General features: G+C 61.8%; 14 protein-coding genes. 7 read left to right on the top strand and 7 right to left on the bottom strand.

The features are described 5' to 3' along the window. The first annotated feature begins 50 nt into the window (after positions 1-50). Complete coding sequence (fba, locus tag ALTER154_RS06695; RefSeq protein ID WP_160085770.1) at positions 51-1,115, top strand: class II fructose-bisphosphate aldolase; 1,065 nt, start codon at positions 51-53, stop codon at positions 1,113-1,115. A gap of 60 nt (positions 1,116-1,175) precedes the next feature. Beyond that, the gene (locus ALTER154_RS06690) at positions 1,176-1,601 is read left to right on the top strand and encodes a hypothetical protein (RefSeq protein WP_160085769.1); all 426 of its coding nucleotides are present in this window, start codon (positions 1,176-1,178) and stop codon (positions 1,599-1,601) included. On the opposite strand, the gene ALTER154_RS06685 is transcribed toward ALTER154_RS06690, so the two are convergent. After that, positions 1,598-2,563, bottom strand: a complete 966-nt coding sequence (locus ALTER154_RS06685; RefSeq protein ID WP_160085768.1) for a carboxylesterase — start codon at positions 2,561-2,563, stop codon at positions 1,598-1,600. The genes ALTER154_RS06690 and ALTER154_RS06685 overlap by 4 nt on opposite strands. Before the next feature lie 178 nt (positions 2,564-2,741). Between ALTER154_RS06685 and ALTER154_RS06680 the strand changes: the two genes are divergently transcribed. The 3 genes from ALTER154_RS06680 (at position 2,742) to ALTER154_RS06670 (ending at position 4,928) form a co-directional block, all read left to right on the top strand. Then, a complete protein-coding gene (locus ALTER154_RS06680) occupies positions 2,742-3,197 on the top strand; it encodes a hypothetical protein (RefSeq protein WP_160085767.1) in 456 nt (151 codons plus the stop codon). Positions 3,198-3,228: 31 nt separating this feature from the next. Then, complete coding sequence (locus tag ALTER154_RS06675) at positions 3,229-4,329, top strand: PQQ-dependent sugar dehydrogenase (protein ID WP_160085766.1); 1,101 nt, start codon at positions 3,229-3,231, stop codon at positions 4,327-4,329. 80 nt (positions 4,330-4,409) lie between these two features. Continuing rightward, positions 4,410-4,928 (top strand): YgjP-like metallopeptidase domain-containing protein, encoded by a 519-nt coding sequence (locus ALTER154_RS06670; RefSeq protein WP_160085765.1) that lies wholly within the window; start codon positions 4,410-4,412, stop codon positions 4,926-4,928. Here the strand turns inward: ALTER154_RS06670 and ALTER154_RS06665 are convergent. The 4 genes from ALTER154_RS06665 to yccS form a co-directional block, all read right to left on the bottom strand. Then, the gene (locus ALTER154_RS06665) at positions 4,917-5,150 is read right to left on the bottom strand and encodes a DUF2789 family protein (protein WP_090250004.1); all 234 of its coding nucleotides are present in this window, start codon (positions 5,148-5,150) and stop codon (positions 4,917-4,919) included. The genes ALTER154_RS06670 and ALTER154_RS06665 overlap by 12 nt on opposite strands. Before the next feature lie 36 nt (positions 5,151-5,186). Next, positions 5,187-5,669 carry a GreA/GreB family elongation factor gene (locus ALTER154_RS06660; protein ID WP_090251314.1) on the bottom strand — a complete coding sequence of 161 codons (483 nt, stop codon included), beginning with the start codon at positions 5,667-5,669 and terminating at the stop codon, positions 5,187-5,189. A 138-nt stretch (positions 5,670-5,807) separates the two neighbouring features. Then, the gene (locus tag ALTER154_RS06655; protein WP_160085764.1) at positions 5,808-7,595 is read right to left on the bottom strand and encodes a diguanylate cyclase; all 1,788 of its coding nucleotides are present in this window, start codon (positions 7,593-7,595) and stop codon (positions 5,808-5,810) included. A 96-nt stretch (positions 7,596-7,691) separates the two neighbouring features. Further along, entirely contained in the window at positions 7,692-9,869 is a 2,178-nt protein-coding gene (yccS, locus tag ALTER154_RS06650; protein WP_160085763.1) for a YccS family putative transporter, read from the bottom strand. Positions 9,870-10,069: 200 nt separating this feature from the next. On the opposite strand from yccS, the gene ALTER154_RS06645 reads away from it, so the two are divergent. After that, positions 10,070-10,816 (top strand): ABC transporter substrate-binding protein, encoded by a 747-nt coding sequence (locus tag ALTER154_RS06645; RefSeq protein ID WP_256665615.1) that lies wholly within the window; start codon positions 10,070-10,072, stop codon positions 10,814-10,816. Between the two features lie 4 nt (positions 10,817-10,820). On the opposite strand, the gene ALTER154_RS06640 is transcribed toward ALTER154_RS06645, so the two are convergent. Next, positions 10,821-12,011 carry an NAD(P)/FAD-dependent oxidoreductase gene (locus ALTER154_RS06640; protein ID WP_372239919.1) on the bottom strand — a complete coding sequence of 397 codons (1,191 nt, stop codon included), beginning with the start codon at positions 12,009-12,011 and terminating at the stop codon, positions 10,821-10,823. Positions 12,012-12,139: 128 nt separating this feature from the next. On the opposite strand from ALTER154_RS06640, the gene ALTER154_RS06635 reads away from it, so the two are divergent. Beyond that, positions 12,140-12,877 carry an ABC transporter substrate-binding protein gene (locus ALTER154_RS06635; RefSeq protein ID WP_160085762.1) on the top strand — a complete coding sequence of 246 codons (738 nt, stop codon included), beginning with the start codon at positions 12,140-12,142 and terminating at the stop codon, positions 12,875-12,877. 34 nt (positions 12,878-12,911) lie between these two features. On the opposite strand, the gene ALTER154_RS06630 is transcribed toward ALTER154_RS06635, so the two are convergent. Further along, positions 12,912-14,147 (bottom strand): diguanylate cyclase domain-containing protein, encoded by a 1,236-nt coding sequence (locus tag ALTER154_RS06630; RefSeq protein WP_090249989.1) that lies wholly within the window; start codon positions 14,145-14,147, stop codon positions 12,912-12,914. Between the last annotated feature and the right edge of the window lie 34 nt (positions 14,148-14,181).

The following is a 14,181-nucleotide window of genomic DNA, read 5'->3' as shown; positions in this document are numbered from 1 at the left end:
CCTGCGGCAGGCTTGCACGATTAACGAGCCCCACCGGGAGAAAGAACACCATGGCACTTATCAGCATGCGCCAGATGCTCGACCACGCCGCCGAATTCGGCTACGGCGTGCCGGCCTTCAACGTCAACAACCTCGAGCAAATGCGCGCGATCATGGAAGCGGCCGACAAGACCGATTCCCCGGTGATCGTTCAGGCCTCCGCCGGTGCGCGCAAATACGCCGGTGCGCCGTTTCTGCGCCACCTGATCCTGGCCGCCATCGAAGAGTTCCCGCACATCCCGGTGTGCATGCACCAGGACCACGGCACCAGCCCTGACGTCTGCCAGCGCTCGATCCAGCTGGGCTTCAGCTCGGTGATGATGGACGGCTCGCTGAAAGAAGACGGCAAGACCCCGGCCGACTACGACTACAACGTCGCCGTCACCCAGCAGACCGTCGCCTTCGCTCACGCCTGCGGCGTGTCGGTAGAAGGTGAGCTGGGTTGCCTGGGCAGCCTGGAAACCGGCATGGCCGGCGAAGAAGACGGCGTCGGCGCCGAAGGCGTGCTCGATCACAGCCAGATGCTCACCGACCCGGAAGAAGCCGCTGACTTCGTCAAGCGCACCCAGGTCGACGCCCTGGCCATTGCCATCGGCACCAGCCACGGCGCGTACAAGTTCACCAAGCCGCCGACCGGTGACATCCTCGCCATCGACCGCATCAAGGAAATCCACAAGCGCATCCCCAACACCCACCTGGTGATGCACGGCTCCAGCTCGGTGCCGCAAGAATGGCTGGCGATCATCAACCAGTACGGCGGCGACATCAAAGAAACCTACGGCGTGCCGGTGGAAGAAATCGTCGAAGGCATCAAGTACGGCGTGCGCAAAGTCAACATCGACACCGACCTGCGTCTGGCGTCCACCGGTGCCATGCGCCGCCTGATGGCCGAGAACCCGAGCGAGTTCGACCCGCGCAAATTCTTCGGTGCCACCGTCACCGCCATGCGCGACATCTGCATCGCCCGCTATGAAGCCTTCGGCACCGCCGGCAACGCCTCGAAGATCAAACCGATCTCCCTCGAAGGCATGTTCCAGCGTTATGCCAAAGGTGAGCTGGCCGCCAAGGTCAACTAAGCCTGTTGCTGTACTGAAAGCCCCGCCGATGCGGGGCTTTTTGTTATTCGGAGGAGTCTTATGACGAGGTTGATTGGGCTGTTCGGTGTACTCGCTGCATTGGCCGGCTGTGCCCATCAGCCACCAGTGAGCGGGCCGCCCGTTAATGTGGCGGTGGCGAGCGATCCGCAGCAGTGCGCCACCCGCGTCGAGTGCACGACCAAGACCGCGCGTACCCTGCTGTTTGTCTTCGACTATGCGGCGGCCGGTGCGCCGCTGGTGCAGCGCGATGGGCGCTTGCTGTTTACCCCCGCCGATGCCCCCCTCACTGACTGGCCGGCGCTGTATATCCGCCTGGCCGAAGTCGAGCGCAGCGCTTTTGCTTTCAATGCGCAGTGCCGGGCACAGGCCTGTAGCCTGACGGCCCCGCAGCTGCTGCAGATCTACCGCAGTTACCTGGCGGACAAACCCTGTGCATTCAGTCCGGCGGTGTGCCGTATCAACTAGCGCGGCGGCAGGCTGGTGAGAAACGCCAGAATCGCGGTCTGTACCCGTGGTGTGTCCTGCGGCGAGAGGATGTCGCCGGCCAGCACATGGTGTGACGGGTCCTGGGTGTCCTTGAGGGCGATCAGCTGCTTGTGCGGCGAGCCAAAGCGGGCAAAGGCCGCTTCGATAGCCGGGGCGCTGACCACCTGATCGTCCTGCGAATAGAGTGTGAGAATCGGCGCGCTGATCTGCTCCAGCGGCTGCTCGCGCACGTATTTCACCAGCGCCATCATCGGCAGCAGCGCCTGTACCGGGTAGCGGTGGCTCCAGTAGCGCGCCTGTTCGGCGTTGCGCGGTTGCCATTGATGTTCCGGGCCCAGCAGCAAGGGCACAAAGTGCGTCGCCCAAGGCCAGGTCAGCACGGTCGCGGCCGGGTCTTTGGGGGCAAAGTTCGGCGACACCATGATATAGGCCAGCACTTGCGGGTTATCGCCCTGCAGCGCCAGCCAAGTGGCTAGGGTGGCGCCGGTCGAGGTGCCGATCACCAGCACCTGTTTACCCAAACGCTGACCGATCTGCAGGGCCTCCTCGCTGTCCTGCAGCCAGTCGTGCACGCTGGCCTCGGCCATCGCGGTGCCGCTTCGGCCATGACCGCTCAGGCGGGTGTAGAACAGGTTGGCGCCCAGTTGCCGGGCCAGTTGATCGCTCAGCGGTGCGGTTTCCTGGCGAGTGGCCGAGTAACCATGCAGGTAGATGATTGCCAGGTCGGTCTGGCGCTGGTCTGGATGGGCCCAGACGATGGTCTTTTCCGCGCCGGGCGTGATGTCCGGGTAAGGTGCTTCTGTCTCGGTCAGGTAGCGGTCGAGGTCGGCCGGCAGCTGGATCGCTGTCAGTTGGGTGTCGACGGGTGGCACGGGACCGAGGCTGAACGCCACGGCAATCAGCGCGAGAATCAGCGCACAGAGGGGTAGGACTTTTTTCATCGTGCGGTTCTTGTCTGGGTTGTTGTCGGCAGGATGGCTGCTGGCATTCTGCTACAGCGCTGTGGCTTCGCCTATCGCCCATTTGTGGGCTTGGTAAAACCATGTAAAACACCGGCCACGTGCAGCGCGGCGCGCTGGTCCATACTCGGGCCACCGTCGGCTCTGGATATCTGTCTGCATGCCAAGCAAATTGCGCACTCTGTTGTACTTCTTTCTGGCTGTGCTGCTGGCGAGTGTGATGGGCACTGTGCTGCAGACCCAGTTCAATCTGGCCAACCTGCAGGCGCTTGGTGCGCCCATGCCACTTGGTGTGCGGGTGCAGACCACCTGCCTGGACCTGCTGGGCTTTAGCCCGACCTTCGCGATGCTGGTGATCCTCGGTTTTATCTTTGCCTTGCCAGCCGCAAGCCTGCTGGCGCGCCTCTGGCCAATGGGCCGCTGGCTGCTGTTTACCCTGGCCGGTGCGTTGGCGGTGCTGGCGGCGATGGCGCTGGCCAATGCACTGCTACCGATGCCAACGCTGATTGGCGCCAACCGCACGCTTGCCGGCACCGTTGGGCTGATGGCCTGCGGCAGTCTCGGCGCGCTGTTATTTGCCGGACTGATGCGGCGCTCATCGCCGGCGCAATCCTGATTTATCCCTCTGCAAGCAAAAGGCCCGAATCATGCTGAATATGTCCCGCGCTCTGTTGTTGTTTGGTCTGCTTGGCAGCAGCTTGGCGCATGCCATGGATTACCGCATCGAAACCGTGACTGAAGGCCTGGAGCATCCCTGGTCGCTGGCCTTCTTGCCGGATGGCCGCATGCTGGTAACCGAGCGCGTCGGCCGCCTGCGCATCATCGAGCAGGACGGCAGCCTTAATCCGCAACCGGTTGGCGGCGTGCCTGAGGGGTTTGTCGCCGCCCAGGCCGGGCTGATGGAGGTGCTGCTTGACCCGGAGTTTGCCAGTAATCAGCAGCTGTATCTGAGCTATGCATACGGCACGACCCAGGCCAACAACACCCGTCTGAGCAAGGCGCGGCTGGTCGATGGTCAGCTGCAGGATGTGCAGGTGCTGTTTACCGCACAGCCGGCTAAGTCCGGTGCTGCGCATTACGGTGGGCGCATGGCCTGGCTACCGGATAACACCCTGGTACTGACCCTGGGCGATGGTTTCGACTGGCGCGAGCATGCCCAGAACACCAGCAACCACCTCGGCAAGATCGTGCGCCTGAATCGCGACGGCAGTGCGCCGAAGGACAACCCGCTGGTGGGCCAGGCCGGCGCGGCGGCGGAGATCTACAGCCTGGGCCATCGCAACGTGCAGGGCATCGTCTATGACAATCAGCTGCAGCGCCTCTACAGCCACGAGCACGGCCCACGCGGAGGCGACGAGCTGAACCTCATCGAGCCCGGCAATAACTATGGCTGGCCGCTGATCACCTTCGGCGTGGATTACACCGGTGCGCAGATTTCGCCCTACACCGAGCTGCCCGGCCTGCAGCAACCCTTGCTGCACTGGACACCGTCGGTCGCTCCTTCCAGCCTGACGATTTATCGCGGGGCACTATTCCCAGAATGGCAGGGCGATCTGTTTGCTTCGACCTTGGCTGAGCGCAGCGTGCGGCGCATTCGTCTGCAGGACGGCAAGTTGGCTGGTGAGGACGTGCTGTTCGAGGAGCTGGAAGAGCGTATTCGCGATGTGCGTGTCGGTCCGGATGGCGCGTTGTACCTGCTCACTGACAGTGCTGATGGTCGGTTGCTGCGGGTTGTACCGAGCCAGTAGCTGCGGTGCCAAAAGCCGCCCTGGTTGCGCGCGGCTTGCGGCATAATCCTCGGCCTTCCCGTGCATACGCCATTTTGACCATGACCCCGCTCAAATACCTGCAAGGCTACCCGGCCCAGCTGCAAGACAAGATCCGTCAGCTGATCGCCGAGGAGCGCCTGGGCGATTATCTGGCGCGGTCTTACAGCGGCAAGCACGCGGTTCAAAGCGACAAAGCGCTGTACGCCTATATCCAGGGCCTCAAGCAGGAGCACCTGCGCAATGCCCCGGCCATCGACAAGGTGCTTTACGACAATCGCCTCGATCTGACCCACCGTGCTCTCGGTTTGCACACGGCAATTTCGCGGGTGCAGGGCGGCAAGCTCAAGGCGAAGAAGGAAATTCGCGTGGCCTCATTGTTCCGCGAGGCCGCGCCGGAGTTTTTGCAGATGATCGTGGTGCATGAGCTGGCGCACCTGAAAGAGGCTGAGCACAACAAGGCCTTCTATAAACTCTGCGAATACATGCTGCCGGGCTACCACCAGCTGGAGTTTGACCTGCGTGTTTACCTGACCTGGCGGGAACTGCCAGGAACAGCAGGCGTGCTGTCAGCCACGTAGCAGCAGGTTGAGCTGATCCACCACCTCGGCCCATTCAGCGTCGGCTAAAAACTGTTGGCGCAGAAAGTCGGCCTGGGCTGGGTCCCAGAACGGTGCATCGGCCAGTCGGCAGTCTTCCGGCAGGGGAGAGTGGCGCTTGATAAAGAGGTCGATGCTGATCTGGTCATGCTCGAGACCCAGTTGCTGGAACAGTGTTTCGAGCTCTTGGACGTTGGCTTGCATAGCGGTCTCCCGTTAACGCTATCGGCTGATAGCCCTTTAGTCGACCGACAGAATCTCCAACAGTTGCACACCACTGGCCACGTGCAGGGTCACTTCGTCGCCAACGGTCTTGCCAATAAGGATCAGCCCAAGGGGCGCTTGCGGGCCGATTACCTGTATTGACTGGCCGTCCTGCTGCAGTTTCATCGCTGCGCCGTCCGGGCCTAGGAACAGGCATTGGCGGCGATCTTCATCGTCGCTCAACTCAATCAGTGCGCCGAGCTGGATGCCCAGTAGAGGGTCAAACGCGCGTAATACCAGGAGCTTCCAGTTCGCCAGGGTCTGACGAATGGCGGCCGCACGGCGCGCCTGCCCGGTCGCCAGATAAGACGCCTCCAGACCTAGGGTGTCGTATTTGTTTTCAGCGATATTTTCTTCATGGGTCGCCGTTTCATAGGCGGTGAGCGCCGCCTGTTGAGCCTGCAGCAGGTCATCTTCGAGGCGGGCGATTACCTGTTTCAGCAGTTCGGTCTTATTCATGGCAGGCACTTTCTGGGCAGGCGTGCAGGGTAGCGGAAAAGCATTGGCGCGGGCAGCAGACAGGTGTGCTTCCTCAAGGTCGTGTGGCTGCTGCATTAGTTAGCTGACAGGCTGGCGCCGAGTACTTTTAGCGAGGCCTCAGCCAAGCTGGGTGCGGTTACGGCCTGCCGCTTTGGCTTGATACATCGCCGCGTCGGCCCGGCGAATCAGGGTTGTGGTGTCGTCTTCTTCTTGGCTCAGGGCAATGCCGATACTGGCCGCGACATGCACGGTGTGTCCTTCGAGCGTCATCGGCTGATTCAGGCGGTCGAGCAGGCGTTCGGCAAGCTGCTGGACGGCTTCGGCTGAGTGCACGCTTTCGCAGACCATGACGAATTCATCGCCACCCAAACGTGCCGCCAAATCACTCTCGCGCATTTGCAGGTTGAGGCGCTGGGCGACTTCAGCCAGTACCAGGTCACCAAAGCCGTGACCATATAGGTCGTTGATGGGTTTGAAACCGTCCAGATCAATCAGCATCACGGCCAGTAGCTCTTGGCGGCGCTGGTTGCGGCTTAATGCCTGGGTCAGGTGCTGCTGCAGTGCAGTACGGTTGGCAAGGCCCGTTAGCGGGTCGCGCATGGCTTGCTCGCTAAGGCGCTGGTTGGCCTCCTCAAGTGCCTGGGTACGCTCGGCCACCCGCTGTTCGAGTACCCGTTCGTTGTTTTGCAGCGCAGCCTCTCGCTGCCGCTTCAGCTCATTGAAACGCGCTGCAAGGGCGAAAGACAGCAAGATCATTTCCAGGCTGGAACCAATTTGCATGGAATAGAGCGTCAGGAAATTCGAGGGGATGATGGCGAAATTACGCAGTGCCAGCAGCACGGCGCCGGCCAGCAACATCATCCAGGCCAGGGCAAATAAGCGGGCCCCTGGCACGCGGTAGCCGACGCAGACGAAGCTGGTGAGCAGGAGCATGACCGTGACCGTCAGCCCGGTCAGCGACATGGTCTGCAAGGCGCGCTGTACTGGCAACAGCAAGGTGGCCAGAACGGCCAGGGCAGTCGCGAAGCAGAGCACGACCAGTACACGATCCCAGCGTGGTAGCCACTGACGTGTGTCGAGGAAGCTGCGGGCAAATATCGCCGAGAAGAGTGCGGCCAATGTCAGGCTGACGGGCAGCATGCGGTTGCTCCAAGGCGCTGCCTGCGGCCATAGGTATTGCGCGCCGAGACCGTTGAGCGACAGTACGCTGAGGGCAAAGGCGCACATAAACAGCACATAGTTGAGAAAGGGCCGCTCGCGTAGCGCGAGAAACAGCAGAAGGTTGTAAAGGCCCAGGGCAATCAGTACGCCGCAGTAGGTGGCATGCACCATGTAGCCGCGTTGGCTGTACTGCTCGAAGTCGCTGAGCGACATCAGCCTGCCGCTCAGCGTCATGCTGCCAGCCGATTCGACGCGCAGGTACAGGGTGCGTTGCTCGCCAGGCTGTAGGGGTATGTCGAACACCGGCGTGCGGTGGCCGACGCTGCGTTGTGAGTAGGGCACGGTATCGCCCGCGCGTGACTCGCGTATACCGTCAGCCCCGACATCGTACAGGTGCACGTCATCCAGCGAGGGGTAGTCCAGCTCTACGCGCCAGGTACGCGCTTGCAGGGTGTGTGAACGCAGCTGCAGGCGCAGCCAGACCGGCCCGCGGGTGTAGCCGAAGCTGAGATCCTTGCGATGACGAAAGTCGGCGTCGACCTGCCGTATATCTTTCAGGGTCAGTGTGCCGCCGGGGTCCGCCAGGTAATCGGCTAGATCATTGAGGTTTTGCGCGGGTGTGTGGTCGTCGAGGGGTATTTCAGCCTGGCTCAGGGGCATTACCAGCAGCAGACAGAACGCTAGGACCAGGCTGCTTAGGCTGATCGGTAGCGATCGATTAGCGATGTTCCTGGCGGTGAGCATAGAGCGACCAGAGTGGTATGCGTGCGCTGGCATACTGGCAGAAAGCCTGCTCTAAGCGCTAGCCAATAGTGGCTGACTACGCCGTATAGCCTGAGGTTAAGCCTCAGGTTGGCGTTTTTGCAGGTGTGAGGCCAGGGTGCGTAATGGTCCGAGTTGACGGCAAATCAGCGCCAGTTGGGTTTGCACCAGTCGTTGTTGGTCATCCAGGTCTTCGCTGAGTGTTTCCAGCTCGCTGGCCAGCTGTTCTTCGGCGTCACTGTAAATGGCCACTGTGCGGTCATCACTTAGGCAGCTGGCAATCTCGTCCAGGCTAGCGGCCAAGCGACTGGCGCTGGCCAGCAGCGGGTTGTCGCTGCCGCTCAGGCTGGTTTCGCCACGGTGCGCGCCAAGGCCTGAGAGGTAACTCAAGAGGGTGTGCGAGAGCACCAGAAAGCGGAAGCCGATATCCGCTTCCTTACGGAAGTGCCCCGGCTCCATCAGCATATTGCCCAGCGTGGTCGACAACGTGGCGTCGGCGTTGTGCGCGTTGCGCCGCGCCAGGCGGTAGGCCAGGTCGTCACGTTTGCCGTTGGCGTACTGAGCGATGATTTGCTGCAGGTAGCGGCTGTTGCAGCTCAGGGTGCTGGCGAGCAGGCGATTCAGGCGACGGCCCTGCCAGTCCGGCAGAATCAGCAGCACCGCCAGGCCGGCGATCAGGCTGCCGAGCAGGGTGTCGACCAGGCGCGGGATAAACAGCCCGTAGCCGTCGCCGACCTGGTTGAAGCAGAACAGCACCAACAGGGTGATGGCGGCGGTGGCCAGGGTGTAGCGGCTGCTGCGCAGGGCAAAGAACACCACCCCGGCGACCACCGCAAACAGCGCCTGTACCAGCGGGTTGGGGAACAGGTCAAACAGCGCCCAGCCGAGTAGCAGGCCGAGCACCGTGCCGCTGATGCGCTGCACCAGCTTGAGCCGGGTTGCGCCGTAGTTCGGCTGGCAGACGAACAGCGTTGTCAGCAGTATCCAGTAGCCCTGGGTCGGGTGAATCCAGTGCAGCACGCCGTAACCGGCCGCCAGTGCCAGGGACAAGCGTAAGGCGTGGCGGAACAGCAATGAGGTCGGCGTCAGCTGCAGGCGCAGGCGTTCCCAGACATCCTTGAGCGAGTGCGGTTCGCGGTCGAGCAGGCTGGTGTCCTGCTGCTCCGCCATGGCGTCGGGGTTGCTGGCGTTGCCCAGTAGTACATCCAGGCTGCGCAGGTTGCCGGCCAGCGCGCCGAGGGAGCGCAGCAGGTGGCGCCAGGCTGGGTTGCTCTGCACGCGCAGGTGTTCGAGGGAGTCGTGCAGGTCGTCCAGCGCCTGGCGGCACAGCTCGCGGTATTCGAATGGCTGGCGCAGTTCGATGGCCTGGGCCAGGCGCTGACAGGCTTCGCCATGCAGGCGCAGCAGGCGCTGGCAGCGGAACAACACATCGCTGTGGAAGAACGCTTCGGCCAGCTCGTTATAGGGGTAGTGCGAGGAACTGGCGCGTTCGTGGATGTCCTGGGCGAGAAAGTACAGTTTCAGGTAGCGGCTGACTTTCGGTCCCGGCCGGCCATTGCCGACCCGGTGCAGGATGATTTCCTTGGCCGCATTCAGCGCCGCCACCACGCGACCGTTCTGTTTGGCCAGGGCCAGGCGGCGTTCTTCCACATCCAGCTGACGCAGCGGTTCGAACAGCGCGGCCTTGAGCGTGAGGTACTGGCCCAGCTCGCGAAACAGCCGCGCCAGGCTGTGCTGCACCGGCTGGTTGGCGAACAGCGCATTCCACAGCACCGACAGCAGGCCATACCAGGCTGCGCCCGCCACCAGCAGTAATGGCTCCTGCCAGAGGCCCGCCGCGCCGCCGCGCTGCTCCACGCCGATCATGCTGTACACCGCGAGAATCAGCGTGGCCGCGCCGAGGGTGGCGTAGCGTTCGCCCAGCGCGCCGAGCATGGTCAGGGCAAAGCTCGACAGCGCCAGGGCGCAGACGAACAGCCAGGGGTAGGGGAACAGAAATTCCACCGCATAGGCCGCCACGCTGAAGCAGCCGAGGGTGACCAGCAGTGCCACCACGCGGCCCTGCCAACTATCATCGGTTTCCGCCAGGGCGCTGGCGATGACGCCGAGAAACAACGGGATCAGCGCATGCATCCAGCCCTGCGACCAGCACAGCAACAACGCGCCGCTGAGGGCGATAAACACCCGCAGGCTGTAGCTGAATTTATCCTGGGCCCAGAGGCGACGAAGCGAGTGGCGCAGCGCAGTGGACGGCATGGCCCGACCTTGATTAACCGTAACAGGTAGCAGCCTAACGGAGTCTGTGTCGACTTGGCAGCCGTAAGCCGTGTTGCTACCAATTAAAATGTGGCGCCGATCGATGGGTTGGTGTGAATCACGGCGGCCGGGCTACGCTTAAACTATCCGCCATTCGCGAGGCATCTGCCGTGTTGTACACCTGTGTGCGTGGATTGCTCGTGTTGCTGCTTGTCTGCTTGTCGTGCAGGGTTTTACAGGCTCAGCCGCTGCGCTTCTATACCGAAGAATACCCGCCCATCAATTTCAGCGAGAACGGCGAGCCCAAAGGGCTAGCCACTGAAGTGGTGCAAGCCATTCTGCAGCGTACCGGGCAGAGCGCGCCGATCAGCGTGGTGCCTTGGGCGCGTGGGTATCAGGAGGCCTTAACCCGACCGAACACGGGCTTGTTTGTGGCCATGCGCACCCGTGAGCGTGAACAGCTGTTTAAGTGGGTTGGGCCGATTACCCGCAACGTCACCAGCTTCTACGCCCTGCGCCGCTCTTTTCTATCGATCAGCCGTTTAGAAGAAGCACGCGAGTACGGCGAAATTGCCGTGCCGCGCGACTGGTACAGCCACCAGCGGCTGCTGGCCGAGGGCTTCAGCAACCTCACCCCGGTAACCGGGCCGGCGCAGGTGGTAAGCATGCTCAAGCTCGGTCGGGTCAAGCTGATGGTGCTGGATAACCTGAGCATCAATGCCCTGCTGGCACAGGGCGATATCCAGGCGGATGAAGTGCAGCTGTTGTTCGACTTCATGCACAGCGACAGCTACATCGCTTTTTCCCTGCAGACGGATGACGCGTTGATCAGCCGCTGGCAGCGTGAACTCGACGCGATGAAGAGGGATGGCAGCTTTACCGTGATCCACCAGAAGTGGTTGCCGGGTGAGCCGTTGCCGCCGCTTGAGCCTGCCCCGGCGCCCTGAGTGGTCAGACGTACTGGGCTGCCGCGTAACCGGAGGCCCAGGCCCACTGGAAGTTGAAACCGCCCAGATGCCCCGTTACATCCAGCACCTCGCCGACAAAATACAGCCCCGGTGACTTCAGCGACTCCATGGTTTTAGACGACACCTCGCGGGTATCGACGCCACCTAGGGTAACCTCAGCGGTGCGGTAACCCTCGGTACCGGCTGGCACCAGTTGCCAGTCGCCGAGCTGTTCGGCAATCGCCTTGAGTTCTGCGTGGGTGTACTGCTTCATTGGTTTGGAGGCGAACCAGTTGTCGGCCAACAACCCGGCCATCTTTTTGGTAAACAGCTCGGCGAGCAGGGTTTTCAGTTCGCTGTTGGGGCGTTCGCGTTGTTGTTGCTCCAGCCACTCGGGCAGGTCGATATGCGGCAGCAGGTTGATACTCACGGCATCGCCGGGTTGCCAGAATGAGGAAATCTGCAGAATCGCCGGGCCGGACAGGCCCCGGTGGGTGAACAGGATATTTTCCTTGAAGCTCTGGCCGTTGCAGCTCACCACACAATCCTCGACTGAGGTACCGGACAGCTCGGTGCACAGCGCTTTAAGCTGCGGGTCGGTGAGGGTAAATGGCACCAGGCCGGCGCGGGTCGGCAGCAGCTCGTGGCCGAACTGCTTGGCCACCTGATAGCCAAAGCCGCTGGCGCCGAGGGTTGGAATCGACAGGCCGCCAGTGGCGATCACCAGCGACTCGCAGCGCACCAGGCCGGCGCTGGTCTGCAGCTGATAACCACTGTCCCGCTTGCTGATCTCGCTGACCGAGGTGTCCAGGCGCAGGTCCACGCCGGCCTCATCGCACTCGCTCAGCAATAGGCCGAGGATGTCGCTGGCCTTGTTGTCGCAGAACAGCTGGCCGAGTTTCTTCTCGTGGTAAGGCACGCCATGCTTGGCCACTAGGCCGATAAAGTCCCACTGGGTGTAGCGCGCCAGGGCCGATTTGCAGAAGTGCGGGTTTTCCGAAAGAAAATTGCTCGGTTCACAGTACATGTTGGTGAAATTGCAGCGCCCGCCACCGGACATCAGGATCTTCTTGCCGGCTTTGTTGGCGTGATCCAGCAGCAACACCTGGCGTCCGCGCGCAGCGGCCGTCAATGCACACATAAGCCCGGCGGCACCGGCTCCGATAATCACGACCTGGGGGGTAAGCACAGCCATTTCCTCAACCTGCGACACGCGCCAAGGCTGGCGCAAAACAGCGCGCATATTAGCGCATGGCCTGTAGGGTGTGGCTGAGCCAGTGATCGACTAGGATTAGTGCTCTGCTTTCTCTGGAATCGCCGTTGATGAATGGACTGCGTGCCTGCCTGCTGTCGTGGCTGCTGTTGGCGCCTCTGTATGGCCATGCTGCAGAAACCTTGCGGTTGGTGGCGGACCCTTGGCCGCCATTCAATGACCAGACGCTGCTGAACAACGGGGTGGCCTCTGACCTGGTGACCACCGCCCTGGTCCGCGCCGGCTATACCACCAGTTATGTTCAGGTGCCGTGGGAACGTGCGGTGCGTGGGTTGCAGCAAGAAATCTACGATGTCCTGATCAACGCCTGGTACACCGATGAGCGGGCTGTGTTTGGCCATTTCTCACAGCCCTACCTGATTAATCGCATTCGCTTTCTGCAACGAAAGGACAGTCATATCAACTTCCGTACGTTGCCGGATCTGTACCCCTACAGCATCGCTGTGGTGCGCGGGTATGCCTACTCCAGTGAGTTTGATCTGGACAGCCGTTTGACCAAAGTGGGAGTGGTGGGCTTCGAGGTGGGCGCGCGGATGTTGCAGGCCCGGCGGGTACAGCTGACCTTGGAGGATGAGCTGGTGGCGCGCTTTCACCTGAGTCGCAGCCTTGCCGGGATTCGCGATCAGTTGGAGTTTCTGCCGCAGCCGTTGAGCGAAAACGGCCTGCACATTCTGGTTAGCCGCAAGCATCCGCAGCATCAGCAAATTGCCGATGCTTTCAATAAGGCTATTGAGGACATGCGCGCCGATGGCAGCTATGCGCAGATCTTTCTGCGCCATGGGCTCTAGGACCTAATGCTGCATCGCCAGCAGACCGCATGCATTACTGCCAGCAGTTGCGCCCGCGGCCTTGGCTCTTGGCCTGATACAGGCGCAGGTCAGCCTGGTGCAGCAGGCTTTCCAGGTCATCAGGGGCGCCATGATAGATGCCGGCACTGAATGACAGTGCGGGTGCGCCGATGGCGTACTTCAAGCTGGCGCAGTGCGTGCGCAGCTGGTCGAGGGTGTCGCTGAGGGTGGCGGCGTCCTGCTGGCTGACCATGGCAAATTCTTCCCCGCCCAAGCGACCGAGTAGAGCGTCTGGGAAGGTGGCGGAAAACGCCCGGGCAAAGCCGATGAGTGCCGCATCACCACTGGCGTGACCGTGGTCATCGTTGATCCGTTTAAAAAAGTCCAGATCGAGCATCGCCACACTCAGGTCACGGCCACCGGAGCGGGCCTGCTGGAACAGCTGTTGGCCATGTTCATAAAACGCACGGCGATTATTCAGGCCGGTGAGGGCGTCGTACTGCGCCGCTTGTTTTAACGCACGCAGCAGGTCGCGGCGTTCCAAGGTCGACATCACCCGGCAGTTGAGCTCTTCCGAGCAGAACGGTTTACGCAAAAAGTCATCGGCACCGTGCTTGATAAACTTGGCGCTGAGCGAGCCCTTGGTGTCGGCGGACAGGCCAAGAATGATCAGCTCGTGGCGTTTCATCTTCTGCCGCAGCAGTTTGACCAGGTCAAACCCGCTGAGTCCCGGCATGCTGTGGTCGACCACCAGCAGGTCGATGTCCGGCTGTTCCTTGAGGATTCTCAGGGCTTCATCGCCGTCGCAGGCCTCAATAATCTGGTAGCGATGCGGGGTCAGCACGTGGCGGATGTAGTGGCGTGTTGCATCGGAGTCCTCGGCAATGAGGATTTTCACGGTGCTGTTGCTTTCCAGTCGGTGCAGCAGGCGGAAGGCGTACTCGTAGGAGTGCTGACTTTCCTTGAGGACGTAATCGACCACGCCCTTGAGCAGCATCTGATCGCGGCGCTGTTCGTTGTAGGTGCCGCTGAGCACGATGCAAGGCAGGTGATAGCCCATCACCACGTCGACGATTTCACCGTCCGGGGCGTCCGGCAGGTTGAGGTCGACGATTGCGGCAAAGAACAGCTCCGCCGAGGTCTCCAGCATCACCTGGGCTTCGCCCAGGGACGCACAGAAGATCGGTTGGAAGCCGGTTTCCTTGCGGAACAGATGCTCGAGAATCTTCAGCACCAATGGGCTGTCTTCGATCACCAGAATATTGCGCAAGGGTGCTACTCCTCTGTCGCTGGTCGCGTCACGG

The organism is Pseudomonas sp. 9AZ, assembly GCF_902506525.1.
GTDB lineage: Bacteria > Pseudomonadota > Gammaproteobacteria > Pseudomonadales > Pseudomonadaceae > Aquipseudomonas > Aquipseudomonas peli.
Note: the sequence above shows the minus strand (reverse complement) of the source record. Positions and strands in the feature narration are given on the sequence as shown.